We start from the raw sequence: 14,861 nt of genomic DNA on the forward strand, positions 1-14,861 counted from the left end.
ACTTTCGGGCAATAAAAAAAGCCACAAATCATTGATTTGTAGCTTTTTGTCCGTTTGCTGACCATTTCTGTCCAGCACGTTCAGCGGAGAGGGAGGGATTCGAACCCCCGGTACCTCGCGGTACAACGGTTTTCAAGACCGCCGCAATCGACCACTCTGCCACCTCTCCAAATGCGGATGCAAATATAAAGACTTTATCGGGCTTTCAAAATTATTTTCGTGTTTTTTTATTCAGCGCGTATTTCAAGTAAAAGTAACCGCATACTCCCGCGAATAAAGAGGCACCGATGATCCCGATCTTGGCTTGATTGAGCAACATGGCTCCTTCGTCGCCTATGCCGGAATACGAGAGGTTGGCGATAAACAGGGAAACCGTGAAGCCGATACCCCCGAGCAGGGAGATGCCGAAAAGCGTGTGAGTGTTCATTTTGTCGGGCATCGTGAGCCACCCCGCCTTGATGCTGAGGTAGGTGAACGAGAAGATGCCGACCAGTTTGCCGACGACGAGCGATATGAAGATTGTTACCGACACGCCTTGCAGCGAGGCGAGCGTGACTCCCTCGAACGAGATGCTGGCGTTGGCGAAAGCGAAAAGTGGCATGATGATATAGTTGACAAGCGTGCGCAGGTCGTCATCCATGGCTTGTAGCGGGCTGACCACTTTGTCGGACGCCGACTCGATGCTTTTCAGTATGGATAATTCCGAGTTGCTGAGAATGATTTCGTTTGAGGCTTCGGGGAGGCGTTTGAGGCTTTCCCGGATGTTGTTGACGTATTTGTATATATGCAGTTTCGGGCGGGCGGGCACGGTGAATGCCACGATAACCCCCGCGATGGTGGGGTGTATCCCCGCGTTGATGAACAGGCACCAGACGACGATACCGAAAAAGATAAAAAATAACTTGTTGTGTATGCCTTGTCGTCCCCCGATGTAAAGGAGTGCCACCACCGCGGCGGCGGCGATAATGTAGTTCATCACGAGGTGGGAACTGTAGAACAGGGCAATGATGATGATGCCCCCGATATCGTCCACCACGGCGAAAGCGGTCAGGAATATCTTAAGGCTGAGGGGGACTTTCTTACCCAACAGGGAAAGCACCCCGAGCGAGAACGCGATGTCGGTCGCCATAGGTATGGCGGCTCCCCGCATGGCAAGACCGGGTTGCCCGATGAGGCAGAACAGGAGAACGGGCATAATCATACCCCCGCAGGCTGCTACCACCGGGAGCAGGGCTTTGCGCGGGGTGGAAAGTTCGCCGACGAGTAGTTCCCGTTTGATTTCCAGTCCCACGGAGAAAAAGAAAATAGCCATGAGAGCATCGTTGATGAAGTCGAGTAACGTCATCGGATTGCCGTCATGGCGGTCAAAAAGGTTGAAATTCCCGATAGTGAGGGAAATGTTTTTCGACAAGAGGGAGGCATAATGCTCTTGCAGGGGGGAATTAGCGATAAGCATTGCCGCCACTGCCACGAATAGAAGAATAATACCCCCGTTAATCTTGGTTTGTATCAGTCTTCTAATGGAAAACTTGAAAGTTTCTTTGACCATTTTACATGCGGTTTATGAAATTTAATTCGTCGCGAATCTAATAAATAAAATTTAGAATTTAGAATTATCATGCTTTCACGTACCTGCTGTCCGAGAATGTCGTCCAGTCCGGCGAGCAGAAAAAGAGGTAGAGGTGGAGCGTCTCCGTCGACGGGTAGCCGAGGTCGGGCAGTTGGATTTGGGCGAAACGTTCGCCGCGGGTGACATCCGTCATGACGAGCAACGGTATGTCGGGGCGCGATTCGTAGAAATACCCCATCATCAGCAGGTCGTCCGGGTTTGACAAGCCGTATTCCCTGTCGGGATGTTCCCACGTGGGAAAGAGCAACAGGTCTTCGCGGTTTACCCGTGTTTCCCGCGGGGGCACGAGTTTGCCCTTGCAGAAAAAGAAATCGGGGAAGTAGTCCACGCCTAGCAATTTCGCGTCAAGCACGGGGTAGTTAATCATCTTGAAGATATCGAGGCGGTTTTTTCGGAATAGCTTCGCGTAAGCGTCCCACGCTATGCACAGTATACCATTGGTTCTGAAAAAGTTAATCGCGCAATCTGTCGCGATTTCGAGGGCTTCCCTCGATTCGATTTGTTTTTCCGTCGGCGTTTTTTTCGTTTTTTCCCGGGTACTTGGCATGGCGCATAGTTTCCCGTTGCGGTAATAGAACGTGATTCCGTTTACCCGGTACTTGCGCGGTCGTTCGTTTGATTCGTCTTCTGTTTTCATGGTAGCCGATTTTAAGGTGTAACATATCCTCCCACGTTCCTCGACGACTTAAAATTAGTAAAAAATATTTACTTTATCAAGTATTTATCTGAATTTGCAGATAAGTTATAGATAAGTTGCAGATAAGTTACAGATAAGTAAGCGTGGGGGAGTCGCCGAAGGCGACTCTCATAAATCCTTCAATCTAAAATCATAAATCATAAGTTCCCGAATAGAAAAGGCCGACCGCGGCTCTTCCCGGGTACGTTTCTTCCAGTTCGTGCTGGTGATAGAGGTATCCGGCGTCATCGTAATATTTGGCATCCCGGGGGCATTTCTTGATGCAGGCACCGCATTTGATACAGATACCCGTGATTTCTTTCACGTTGTCGGGGTTGATCGAGCCCATGGGGCAGACTTTGGCGCACAGTCCGCAGTCATTGCAGCGGTCGTTGGTAAGGGGTTTCACCTTGCGTATGTCTATCGGGTTGCCGTGACGGTCGCGGGGCGTGTAATACCTGCGATAGGGATAAGGGGTGCCGGGTACTTCGACGAGGGGCGGTTCCGCGGGGAGCGTGTTGCACGTGGCGGCAACGTCAAGCGCGAAGGCGGCGGCGGTGTCGAGGTCGCGCGTGTCGGGACGGTCTTTCGCGAGGACGCGGGAGAACGAGTGTTCCCCGACGAAAGCGGCGGCGGCGACGGGGTTGAGCCCGCCGCGGGCGAGGATGTCCCGAAGTTCGACGAGGGCATCGTCGTAATTCCGGTTTCCGAACACGGTGACGGGTACTGCCAAAGCCCCGTTACCCGCTATGGTGGCGAGGTAGGGGAGTAGCACGTTGGGTACTCGTCCGGCATAGACGGGGGTACCGAAAACGACGAGTTCGTCGTCGGCGAAGGTCAACGGGGCGGTTCTTGTCTCGGGCAAGGTGAAATTATACTCGCCGCGAGTGGCGTTCAACGCCCGCGCGATGTGCTTTGCCACGGTGGCGACCACTTTCCGCGTGGTTCCCGTCGGGCTGAAGTAGACCGCCCGCACTCGTTTTATCGTTCTCATTTCTTGTAGTATTCTTTGAACCATCGCGCGAAGCGGGCGATACCCGTTTCCAGCGAGGTGTAGGGCGTGTAATCGTAGTCTTCTTTCAACCGGGTGGTGTCCGCCCATGTCCGGTAGACGTCACCCGCCTGCATCCCCACGAATTCTTTGCGGGCAACGCGTCCCATGTTTTCTTCCAGCAGGTGGACGAAATCCATGAGTTGCACGGGGGAGCCGTGCCCTATGTTATATATGGTAGCGGGTACGCCGGGTACATCTTCCCGAATTACGCCGGGAGTGGTGACGATTTTCTCGATTCCCGTGACGATATCGTCGATATAGGTGAAGTCGCGCGACAGGTCGCCGTTGTTAAAGACGCGTATGGTTTCGTCGTTCCGTATGGCGTTGGCGAAGAGCATGGGCGCCATGTCCGGGCGACCGAACGGCCCGTATACCGTGAAGAAGCGCAGCCCGATGGTTTGCAGCTTGTAGAGATGGGCGTAGGTGAACGCCATCAGTTCGTTGCCCTTCTTCGTGGCGGCATAGATGCTGATAGGGTGGTCTACGTTGTCCGTTTCCTTGAAGGGTACGGATGGGTTGTTCCCGTACACGGACGATGACGAGGCGTATATGAATTTCTTGCAGTTCGCTTTTTTGCTCGCTTCCAGCAGGTTGAGGAAGCCTACCACGTTACTCTGCACGTAGCTCTCCGGGTTCGTCAGGCTGTAGCGCACGCCTGCCTGCGCCGCGAGGTTCACCACGGCGTCGAAGTGGCGGGTTTCCATCAGCCGGTTCACGGCTTCCGCGTCGCAGAGGTCTATCTGGCAAAAGGTGTAAGCGGGGTATCGCGCGGACACGATTTCTTTTTTCGGTTCGGGATGGTCTATCCCGCACTCGTGCAGGCGGTCGAGTTTGAGTGATACGTCGTAATAATGGTTGATAGAGTCGATACCATACACGGTATGTCCCGATGCCAGTAGTTTCCGCACTAGGTAGAAACCGATGAAACCCGCTGTTCCCGTTACTAGGATATTCATGTTGCTTGTCGTTTTAGTTTATTGTTCCGTTCATGTTGTCGTTCGCGTTTATCGTGCCTAACTTGACGGGCACGATGCGGTTAGCCAGTGTCCGGTCGTAAGGCAGTTCCACCCGGATGTAGTTATCCGTGAATCCGCATATAGACCCGTCCGTTTCGCTGTCCTCGAACAGCACGGGGCGCGTTTCGTTCTCGTGTGCCGTGTAGAACGAGCGCAGTTTCTGTTCGGATATGTCGAGCAGGACGTTTACCCGGCGGTGTTTTTCCGCTTGCGACACGATATACGGGATTTCGAGTGCTTTGGTTCCGGCGCGTTCCGAGTAAGGGAACACGTGCAGTTGCGACACGTCGAGTCCCGCGATAAATTCCCGCGCGTCCTCGAATGCCTCAGGTGTTTCTCCCCGCGCTCCCGCTATCACGTCCACGCCGATGAAGGCGTCGGGGCGAAGGGTTTTGATTTCCCGTACCTTGGCGGCGAACAGTTCACGGTCGTAGCGGCGCTTCATGAGGTGCAACACCTCGTTGCTGCCCGATTGCAGCGGCACGTGGAAGTGCGGCATAAAACGGCGCGACGATGCCACGAAGCGGATGATTTCGTCCGTCAACAGGTTCGGCTCGATGGACGATACCCGGAAACGCTCGACTTCTTCCACCTCGTCCAAGGCTTGCAGGAGCTGGAAGAAGGTTTCGCCCGTGCCCCGCCCGAAGTCGCCCGTGTTCACGCCCGTGAGGATGATTTCCCGTATGCCTCGCGCGGCGGCATCCCGCGCGGCATCGAGTACGGCGCGGATGGTGGCGCTGCGGCTTCGCCCGCGAGCGAAAGGAATGGTGCAATAGGTGCAGAAATAGTCGCAACCGTCCTGTATCTTGAGGAAGCTGCGGGTGCGGTCGCCATAGGAGTAAGCGAGGTCGAAGTTGCCCACTTTAAAGATGTCGCACGAGTGCGGTTCTTGTTTTTCCTGTTCTTCGAGGTGGGTGAGGTAATGTGCCACGTTGAATTTGTCCCGCGCGCCGAGCACGAGGTTCACTCCCTCGATAGCCATGATTTCCCGTGCCCGCAACTGCGCGTAGCATCCTACCACGACTATGTAGGCGCCGGGGTTCCGGTGCACGATTTTCCGTATCAGTTGCCGTCCCTTTTTCTCCGCTATGTCGGTGACGCTGCACGTGTTGATGACGAAGATGTCCGCTCCCTCTTTTTCTCCCGCGGTCACCGCTCCCGCCTGTTCGAGGCTGTGCTTGATCGTGGAGGTTTCCGAGAAATTCAGTTTGCATCCTAAAGTGACGTACGCCACTCTCTTCCCTGCTATATTCATGCGTGATTGTTTTTTACATCTTAGGGGGACAAAGATAGAAAAAAGTTTATAAGGTTCATAAGGTTTATAAGGTTCATAAAGTGCCGGGTGTCCTTCGGACTGTGTTTATCGGCAGCCATGCTGCCGTGGATAAAGCGCCCGCCAGGGTCCATGAACCTTATAAACTTTATAAACTTTATAAACCTTATGGACTTTTTTTGTAACTTGCCGCGTCAATAATATTTGGAAGAGATGAGATATTACGTTATAGCCGGGGAGGCATCGGGTGATTTGCACGCCTCGAATTTGATCAAGGGATTAAGACACCATGACTCTGCCGCCGAGGTGCGCGGGTGGGGTGGGGATTTGATGCGTGCCGCCGGGTGTGACATCGTGCGTCATTACAAGGATACCGCTATCATGGGGTTTCTTACCGTGTTGAAGAATCTCGACAAGATTAAGGCGAATATCGACGAGTGTCGCCGGGATATTCTTGCGTGGCGACCGGATGTCGTGATTCTCGTCGATTACGGTGGCTTTAACTTGCGCGTGGCGAAGTTTATCAAGGAGGCGGGTATCCCTGTCTATTATTATATATCGCCGAAGATATGGGCGTGGAACACGGGACGGGTGAAGAAGATCAAACGCTTGGTCGATCGGATGTTCGTGATTTTCCCTTTCGAGGTGGATTTCTACGCCCGGTACGGTTACCCGGTTTATTATGCGGGCAACCCGCTGGTGGATGCTATCCACGACCGGGATCACAAGAATGAATCATTCGAGGAGTTTACCCGCGTGAACGGGTTGTCGGGCAAACCGATTATCGCTCTCGTGGCGGGTAGCCGCGCGCAGGAGTTGAAGCACGTGCTGCCGAAGATGTTGCTGATGATGCCTCATTTCCCCGACCACGAGTTCGTGATCGCGGGGGCGCCCTCGATGATGGATGCCGATTACGCTCCTTATATTCAAGGGAAGAACGTGCGGATTGTTTACGGGCAGACTTATCGCCTCGTGAAGCAAGCCCGTGCCGCGCTGGTCACGTCCGGCACGGCGACGCTGGAAACCGCTATCCTCGGAACCCCGCAAGTGGTTTGTTATAGCGGGGAAGGTGGTGCTCTCAGTTATTTCCTGTTCAAGACTTTCGTGAAAGTGAAATATATCTCTCTCGTGAATCTGATCGCGGGGAGGGAGGTGGTGCCCGAGTTGCTTATGCAAAAGCTGAACGAACGCAATATCCTGCGGGAGCTTTCCGCTATCCTGCCCGACGGGGAAAACCGCGAGCGGATGTTGTCCGGTTATCGTGAAGTGAACGGACGGTTGGGAGAACCCGGTGCGTCGGAGCGGTTCGCGGAGATGATGATAAAGGAACTTACTAATTTTAGATTTTAGATTTTAGATTTTAGATTTTAGATTGAGTGATTGAAAAGATTCCCGAAGCAACTTGCTGAAGGCAAATGCAACCTTTAATTCGCTGAAAGCGAATTAAAGATAACCTCCCGTTTCCGGCCCCATGTTAAAAAGCAGGTCTATGATACTGAGATTGGGGGTAAATGGGAAACGCTCGGCAAAGGTCTGGTGGTATGGTTTGGGCGTGAAAGGGCGTTCTGCGTGGCGGCGGGACGGTTTTGGGTGGATGACGTCACGGAGGTCGTCGTGGTTCACGGTGATGGGGTAATAATCTTCCGTGAACGTGAGGGGGCGGTTAAGACCGATGTTTTCCATGAGCTCGCGTAATATTTTCGTGTTGAGGTCGAGGAGGTATTTTTCTTTTCGCTCGAAGAAGGGAAGAAGGTTGTCAATATAATAGTCGTAATAAGGCGAATTCTTGTAGGCGGATTCGATGCCCTTGAAGTGGAGTTTCTGCCAGTTGGTGGAATAGTCAACGAGTACGTCTTTCGTGAGAATCTTGAGGGAAGCCCCTTTCACGACAGGAACGGAGAGGGTCATGACGCCGTTGGCGGTCATGATATCGCAACGGTTACGATAACTTTGTTTCCCGTAACTCTCGTGTTGTTCGACGAGTATTTCCGAACAGTTCTTGATCTCCGAGAAGTATTGAATCGGGGGAAAATAGGCGGTGTTGACGAGTATATTCATATATTTTTGTTCATTTACGATTTATGATTTTTTGATTTATGATTGAAAAATCAAACGTGTCGGCTTTGTGGCTTTTTTAGCGTGGCAAAGATAAGAATTTTTCATTTGAACGGAAATCTGTAATATTTTCTCTTTTTTGACAAATATATACCTAAAAAGTATGGAATGTGGTTCAATTGTTGTATATTGTAAGGCGAAAAGAATATTGTCCCGGTTCGGTGGGGGACTTCACGGGTTGGCAAGAAAGGAGGATAATTTTTTACCCGTGAATAGAACAAAAGCCATGATTCCACGTAAATTAATGGTAACCGTTTTCTAACCGGATTGTAACATTAAAGCGGTAGATTTGAAAAGTAATTGATTAAAAAAAGATATATGATGCTAAAACTCGTGGAACAAGATAAATTATTACAGCCGTACGAGGGGATTATCGAGCGGAGGCACCGTCAGGTGCTGGATATGGAGCGGGAGTTCACGTACAGGACTACACGGTTGGCTGATTCGTGTAACTCTTATTTATATTACGGGTTACACCGGACGGCGAACGAATGGGTGTTCCGGGAATGGGCACCGAACGCCACGGCGATTTATTTCCTCGGGGAGTTTAATGATTGGCGGAAGCATCCCGATTACGCGCTTACCAAAGCGGGCAGCGGGAATTGGGAAATTCGTCTTCCGGCGGATGTATTGGCTCACGAGATGCTGTATCGTCTACTGGTGGAATGGGACGGCGGGAGTGGCGAACGTCTGCCTTCGCACGTCAGACGGGTGGTACAGGACGAATACACGAAAGTGTACAGCGCGCAGGTATGGGAGCCGCTGCATCCCTATTTGATGCACAATGAGCGACCGCCTCGCGCGGAGAATCCCCTGATTTACGAGGCGCATATCGGTATGGCGACGGAGCACCGGAGGGTGGCGACATTCACGGAATTTCGTTTGTTCGTGTTGCCCCGGATCGTGGACTTGGGGTATAACACGATACAATTGATGGCGATACAGGAACACCCGTATTACGGTTCGTTCGGTTATCAAGTGGCTAATTTCTTTGCCGTGAGTTCCCGTTTCGGGACTCCGGAAGAGTTGAGGGCCTTGATTGACGCGGCACACGGTATGGGGGTTCGGGTGATCATGGATATTGTGCATTCCCACGCGGTGAACAACGAGGAGGAGGGGTTAAGTCGTTTTGACGGCACGGAAGACCAGTATTTCTATCCCGGCGCGAGGGGACACCACCCGTTATGGGATTCGCGTTGTTTTGATTACGGGAAACATGAAGTGTTGAATTTCCTGTTGTCGAATTGTAAATACTGGTTGGAGGAGTTTCACTTTGACGGTTTCCGTTTTGACGGGATCACGAGTATGCTCTACTGGGATCACGGTATCGAACGGAGTTTCACGGAATACTCGATGTATTACGACGGGAACGAGGACGAGAACGCGATCACTTATCTGGCTTTGGCAAACCGGGTGATTCATCAAGTATTGCCCGATGCGATTTCCATAGCCGAAGACGTGAGCGGTATGCCCGGCGTGGCTTCCCCGATAGAGGACGGGGGGATGGGTTTCGATTACCGGATGAACATGGGTACGCCGGATTACTGGATTAAATTGCTGAAAGAGAAACGGGACGAGGAGTGGCACGTGGGCGATCTGTTCTACGAGTTGACGAACAAGCGGGATGAGGAACACACGATTAGTTACGCCGAGAGTCACGATCAAGCGTTGGTGGGTGACAAGACGATCTTTTTCCGGCTGGTGGATAAGGCCGTTTACACTTCGATGAGTGTGTTTGACTCGAATGTCATTGTAGACCGGGGCATGGCGCTTCACAAGATGATCCGACTGGTGACGATAGGCACGGCGGCAGACGGTTATCTGAATTTCATGGGTAACGAGTGGGGACATCCGGAATGGATAGATTTCCCGCGGGAGGGCAACGGTTGGAGCTACGAGCACGCCCGGAGGTTGTGGAGTCTGGTTGACGACGAGAACCTGCGTTTCCGTTTCCTCAACGTTTTCGATAAAGCCATGTTGCAGGCTGTAACGGATAACCGCGTGTTCGATTGGCGTCCGGAACCGCTGGTTCGGGATAACGAGCGGCAGGTATTGATCTTTACGCGGGGGGACGTGATGTTCGTGTTTAACTTCAACCCGGAGAAGTCTTTCCCGGATTACAAGTTTGACGCACCTTCCGGTAAGTTTACCTATATTCTGGACACGGATGACAAGGCATTTGACGGGGCGGGACGAATAAACCACGGGACGGAACATTTCACCCGTTACGTGTCGCCCGGTCGGGGACAGTTAAGTTTATATATACCCGCGAGAACGGGGATGATCTTACGACGATCATAGAATAATTTATGATTTATGATTGACGATTTACGATTAATGAAATCTGCAATTATAAATCTAAAATCATTAAATCTAAAATTGAAACATGAGTTATTTGAATTTCAACAAAGAAGAATTGGTTAACTTGGAATATTCCTTAAAAAGAGAGGTGCTTTCGACCAATAGGGCCGGGGGATATTTTTCGACGACCATAGTCTGTTGTAACACGAGGAAGTATCACGGGTTACTGGTTGTGCCGATCAAGGAGTTCGGCGGGGAGAACCACGTGTTGTTGTCCTCGTTGGACGAAACGATAGTTCAGCACGGCAAGGAATTTAACTTGGGTATACACAAATACCCCGGGATATACGAGCCTCGCGGGCATAAATATATCGTGGATCTGGAATATGATCCGCTGTTTACATTGACGTATCGGGTAGGAGGCGTCGTGTTGAAAAAAGAAATCTTGATGGTGCACAATGAGGCACAGTTATTGATACGTTATACACTGGAAGACGCTCATTCTGATACGTTTCTGCGTTTGAAGCCGTTTCTTGCCTATCGCAACGCGCACGCGTTGAGCCGGGCGAATATGATGGCAAACACGAAGTACGAGACGGTTGAAAACGGTATCCGTTCGAAGCTCTACGTCGGGTTTCCGGCGTTGAATATGCAGTTGAGCAAGGCGAACGAGTTCGTGGCGGTACCCGACTGGTATTATAATATAGAATACTTGGAGGAGAAGGCACGCGGGTATGATTACAAGGAAGATTTGTTCGTGCCGGGATACTTGGAAGTGCCGATCAAGAAAGGAGAAAGTATCATTTTTTCCGCTTCGACGGAGGAAGTAAAAACCGGCGGTTTGAAACGTAAGTTCCAACAATTGGAGGAAAAACGGAAACACCGTGACGATTGTGAGAGTTGCCTGACCTATTCCGCTTCGCAGTTTATCGTGCATGACGGTAAAGACACGGAGGTGGTGGCGGGTTACCCGTGGTTCGGGCGATGGGGACGTGACACGTTTATAGCCTTGCCCGGTTTGACGTTGGCTGCTTGCGGCAACTTGAAGGAGTGTAAAGAAGTGCTCGACACGATGTCGCGGCAGTTACACAACGGCTTGTTCCCGAATATCGGTAAGGGGGATAAAGCTGCATATAACTCGATAGATGCCCCGATGTGGTACTTTTGGGCGGTGCAACAGTATGACGAGGCTCTGAACGAACCGGGAGTGATATGGAAGACCTACGGGAGCAAGATGAAAGCGATACTGACGGCGTTCCGGGACGGTATTAACCCTGGGTTGCACATGGACGGTAACGGTCTGATTTGGGCGTCGCAGCCCGGCAAAGCGTTGACGTGGATGGATGCCGTGGTAAAAGGTGTGCCTGTGACAGCCAGAGCCGGGTATGCCGTTGAGATCAACGCATTATGGTACAATGCCGTTTGCTACTCGTTAAAGTTGGCAGAAGAGGCAAAAGACAAGAAATTTGTTGAAGAATGGAAAGATATGCCGGAGTTGATACGGAAGTCGTTCGTAGAAACTTTCTGGAACGAGGAAAAGGGGTATCTGGCGGATTATGCGGACGAGCGGGGACAGAATCTGTGGGTAAGACCCAATCAGGTATTCGCTTGTTCTTTAGCTTATTCCCCGATTACCGACGATATGAAAGAAAGCGTGTTGAGGGTGATTACCAAAGAATTGTTGACCCCCAAGGGACTCCGTACCTTGTCACCCGAGAACCCGAATTATCACGGGCATTACGAGGGCGACCAGAATCACCGGGACGAAGCGTATCATCAAGGTACGGTATGGCCTTGGCTGATCGGGGCGTATATAGAAGCGAATTTGAAGTTGTACGGGAAACAGTTTTTACCCGAGGCGAAGGAGTTGTTGGACGGATTCGAGGATGATATGACGCTTTACGGGGTATGTTCGATTGCCGAAGTGTATGACGGTGATCCTCCACATCACCCGAACGGAAGCATATCTCAAGCTTGGAGTGTGGGAGAAGTCTTGAGGAGCATGGAATTAATTAGAAAATATGAATAAATCATTCATGTTGCCACACATATAAATTATATAATATGAAAGTATTGATGTTTGGGTGGGAGTTTCCACCACATATTGCAGGGGGCTTGGGAACGGCCAGTTACGGCTTGACGAAGGGATTGGCTAAACATGGAGTCAAAATCATGTTCGTTATGCCTAAGGCCGGGGGTGATGAAGACCAAAGTGTTGCAAAGATCATTAATGCGAGTGATGTAGAAATGATGAGCGAGTATTCTACATTGGACGAATACTGGCAGAACGTGAACTTTATGGAGATCGGTTCCAATCTGGTGCCTTATCTCGATCCGGAAACTTTCGAGAGAACGGTGACAGAAGCGGTGAAGACCGGGGAGCACGGGGAACATATCACTTTCCGTAACAAGTTTCAGTTCTCCGGTAAATACGGGGCGAATCTGATGGAGGAGGTTGCACGCTACGCCATGGTGGCTGGGACGATAGCGGCGCAACAGGATTTTGATATTATACACGCGCACGACTGGCTGACGTATGCTGCCGGGATAGTGGCAAAGAAGGTTTCGGGCAAACCGCTGGTGATTCACGTGCACGCCACGGAGTATGATCGGAGCGGGGAGCATGTGAACCAACAGGTGTATGATATCGAACGGCGAGGAATGGAGGTCGCCGACCGGGTGATTACCGTGAGTAACTTGACGCGTAATATCGTGATCAATCGTTACGGTATTGATCCTGACAAGGTGGTGACCGTTCATAACGCCGTGGATTTTCAAACACGCGAGGACATGGAAGTTGAACGGGGCGTGAAAGAGAAGGTGGTTACGTTTTTAGGACGGATCACTTTCCAGAAAGGTCCCGAGTATTTTATAGAAGCAGCGTACAAAGTCTTGAAACGTTATCCTAACGTGCGTTTCGTTATGGCGGGAAGCGGTGACCTGTTCAACCGGTCTATCCGTCGGGTGGCACAGTTGAAGATAGCGACAAAGTTCCATTTCACCGGATTCTTGCGGGGGGACGACGTGCAGAAGATGTTCTCGTACAGCGACGTGTACGTGATGCCTTCTGTTTCCGAACCTTTCGGTATCTCTCCGCTGGAGGCAATGAGGGCGGGTGTACCCACTATCATATCCAAACAATCCGGGGTGGCAGAGGTTTTGAAGCATTCTATTAAAGTTGATTATTGGGATGTGGACGCATTGGCGGACGCCATGTACGCTTTGCTGTCTTACCCTGCACTGGGTAAAATGGCGGGTGAACAAGGATTGGAGGAAGTCAATCAGTTGAAATGGGAAAATGCCGCTTTAAAAGTAAAAGAGGTGTACGAAAACGTGTTAGGAATTTAAATTAAGTAATAAAAATAGACGGTTGAAAAGGAAGAAAAGGGAGAAGTCATTTTCAATTTTCAATTTTCAATTCTCAATTAAAAATGTATGGTTATGAGAAAGACATTGTGTTTCTATTTTCAGATACATCAACCGGTGAGACTGAGAAGGTATCGCTTTTTTGATATAGGCAAACGTCATGATTATTTTGACGAGTACGTGAATCGCTCGACAATCCGGCGGGTGGCGGAGAAATGCTATTTGCCGATGAACAGGTTAATCATGGATATAATTAAGCATTACGGGGAGAATTTCAAGGTGAGTTTTTCCATTTCCGGGTCGGCATTGGAACAGTTTGCCCTGCATACCCCGGAGGTGATCGAGAGTTTCCAAGAGTTGGCGAAGACCGGGTGCGTGGAGTTTCTGGCGGAAACTTATCCCCATTCGCTGGCATCCCTCTCGTCTACCGATGAATTCGAGTTGCAGGTGAAGCGGCACGTGGAGAGAATGGAGGAGTTGTTCGGTCAGAAACCGGTGACGCTGCGCAATTCTTCGTTGATATATTCCGATCTGATCGGGGAGCGGGTGGCCGCGATGGGATTTGAAGCGATGCTGACGGACGGGGCGAAGCATGTGTTGGGATGGAAGAGTCCGAATTTCCTGTACACGAATGCGGCGAACCCGAAACTGAAGTTGTTGTTGAAGAATTCCCGGTTGAGCGATGATCTTTCTATGCGTTTTGGCGAGCGGGATTGGAACGAGTGGCCGATCACGGCGGATAAATACGCCCGTTGGTTGAACGAGAGTGCGGCGGAGAGCGAGATAGTGAATCTCTTTATGAATTACGAAACGTTCGGCGAGAACCAATCCGCAGAAACGGGTATTTTCGAGTTTATGCGATCGTTGCCGGAATATATATTCTCCATGACGGATTTCGAGTTTTTGACGCCGAAAGAGGTGGTGAAGAAGCATCAACCCGTGGCACCCTTGCACGTGCCATACCCGATTTCATGGTCGGATGAAGAAAAAGATATTACAGGATGGTTAGGGAACGAACTGCAAACGGAGGCATTCGAGGAGTTGTTCAAGATACAACCTCGGGTGAGGGCGTTGAACGATCAGGCTCTGGATAAGGATTACTGGCGTTTGCAATCGAGCGACCATTTCTATTATATGAGGACAAAACTATTCTCGGATAATGATTTCCACCGTTACGTTTCTCCTTACGAAACTCCTTACGAGGCATTTATTAATTACATGAATGTGTTAAGTGATGTTATCTTGAGGGTGGAGGATATGGAAAAAAAGCGTATACTTGTAGATGAAAAGGACACCGATAAAGAGGAAAGCCCCGTGAAATCAAAGAAAACGACGAGGACGCCTCAAAAAAAGAGTGCGGAAAGTTCTGCGAAGACATCAAAAAAGGTGGACGACAAGGAGAAAAAAGTTAAGTCAAAACATTAAAAAGT

At 50.7% G+C, this 14,861-nt stretch carries 11 protein-coding genes and 1 tRNA gene; 5 read left to right on the forward strand and 7 right to left on the reverse strand.

What is annotated here, in order from left to right:
* Positions 1-84: 84 nt before the first annotated feature.
* The 6 genes from H8S64_RS03540 to mtaB all read right to left on the reverse strand — a co-directional run bounded on the left by H8S64_RS03540 (position 85) and on the right by mtaB (position 5,631).
* A tRNA-Ser gene (locus tag H8S64_RS03540) sits at positions 85-169 on the reverse strand.
* 42 nt (positions 170-211) lie between these two features.
* Complete coding sequence (gene nhaA, locus H8S64_RS03545) at positions 212-1,549, reverse strand: Na+/H+ antiporter NhaA (protein WP_186975012.1); 1,338 nt, start codon at positions 1,547-1,549, stop codon at positions 212-214.
* 67 nt (positions 1,550-1,616) lie between these two features.
* Entirely contained in the window at positions 1,617-2,267 is a 651-nt protein-coding gene (locus H8S64_RS03550) for a hypothetical protein (protein ID WP_186975013.1), read from the reverse strand.
* 190 nt (positions 2,268-2,457) lie between these two features.
* Positions 2,458-3,300, reverse strand: a complete 843-nt coding sequence (locus tag H8S64_RS03555; RefSeq protein ID WP_186975014.1) for an EFR1 family ferrodoxin — start codon at positions 3,298-3,300, stop codon at positions 2,458-2,460.
* On the reverse strand, positions 3,297-4,316 hold the full coding sequence (locus tag H8S64_RS03560; RefSeq protein ID WP_186975015.1) for an NAD-dependent epimerase/dehydratase family protein: 1,020 nt from the start codon (positions 4,314-4,316) through the stop codon (positions 3,297-3,299). Before H8S64_RS03560 ends, H8S64_RS03555 begins: the two co-directional genes overlap by 4 nt.
* Before the next feature lie 13 nt (positions 4,317-4,329).
* The gene (mtaB, locus tag H8S64_RS03565; protein ID WP_186975016.1) at positions 4,330-5,631 is read right to left on the reverse strand and encodes a tRNA (N(6)-L-threonylcarbamoyladenosine(37)-C(2))-methylthiotransferase MtaB; all 1,302 of its coding nucleotides are present in this window, start codon (positions 5,629-5,631) and stop codon (positions 4,330-4,332) included.
* 231 nt (positions 5,632-5,862) lie between these two features.
* On the opposite strand from mtaB, the gene lpxB reads away from it, so the two are divergent.
* Entirely contained in the window at positions 5,863-6,999 is a 1,137-nt protein-coding gene (lpxB, locus tag H8S64_RS03570) for a lipid-A-disaccharide synthase (protein WP_186975017.1), read from the forward strand.
* A gap of 93 nt (positions 7,000-7,092) precedes the next feature.
* On the opposite strand, the gene H8S64_RS03575 is transcribed toward lpxB, so the two are convergent.
* Positions 7,093-7,707 (reverse strand): WbqC family protein, encoded by a 615-nt coding sequence (locus H8S64_RS03575; protein ID WP_186975018.1) that lies wholly within the window; start codon positions 7,705-7,707, stop codon positions 7,093-7,095.
* 375 nt (positions 7,708-8,082) lie between these two features.
* On the opposite strand from H8S64_RS03575, the gene H8S64_RS03580 reads away from it, so the two are divergent.
* From H8S64_RS03580 to H8S64_RS03595, 4 genes are all read left to right on the forward strand, one after another.
* Positions 8,083-10,065: an alpha amylase C-terminal domain-containing protein gene (locus H8S64_RS03580; RefSeq protein ID WP_186975019.1), complete on the forward strand. Its 1,983-nt coding sequence runs from the start codon at positions 8,083-8,085 to the stop codon at positions 10,063-10,065.
* Positions 10,066-10,150: 85 nt separating this feature from the next.
* Positions 10,151-12,094 (forward strand): amylo-alpha-1,6-glucosidase, encoded by a 1,944-nt coding sequence (locus H8S64_RS03585; protein WP_186975020.1) that lies wholly within the window; start codon positions 10,151-10,153, stop codon positions 12,092-12,094.
* A gap of 35 nt (positions 12,095-12,129) precedes the next feature.
* On the forward strand, positions 12,130-13,413 hold the full coding sequence (locus tag H8S64_RS03590) for a glycosyltransferase family 4 protein (RefSeq protein ID WP_099291986.1): 1,284 nt from the start codon (positions 12,130-12,132) through the stop codon (positions 13,411-13,413).
* Positions 13,414-13,506: 93 nt separating this feature from the next.
* Positions 13,507-14,856, forward strand: a complete 1,350-nt coding sequence (locus H8S64_RS03595) for a glycoside hydrolase family 57 protein (RefSeq protein ID WP_186975021.1) — start codon at positions 13,507-13,509, stop codon at positions 14,854-14,856.
* The last annotated feature ends 5 nt before the right edge of the window (positions 14,857-14,861 follow it).

The organism is Butyricimonas hominis (assembly GCF_014287455.1).
GTDB lineage: Bacteria > Bacteroidota > Bacteroidia > Bacteroidales > Marinifilaceae > Butyricimonas > Butyricimonas muris.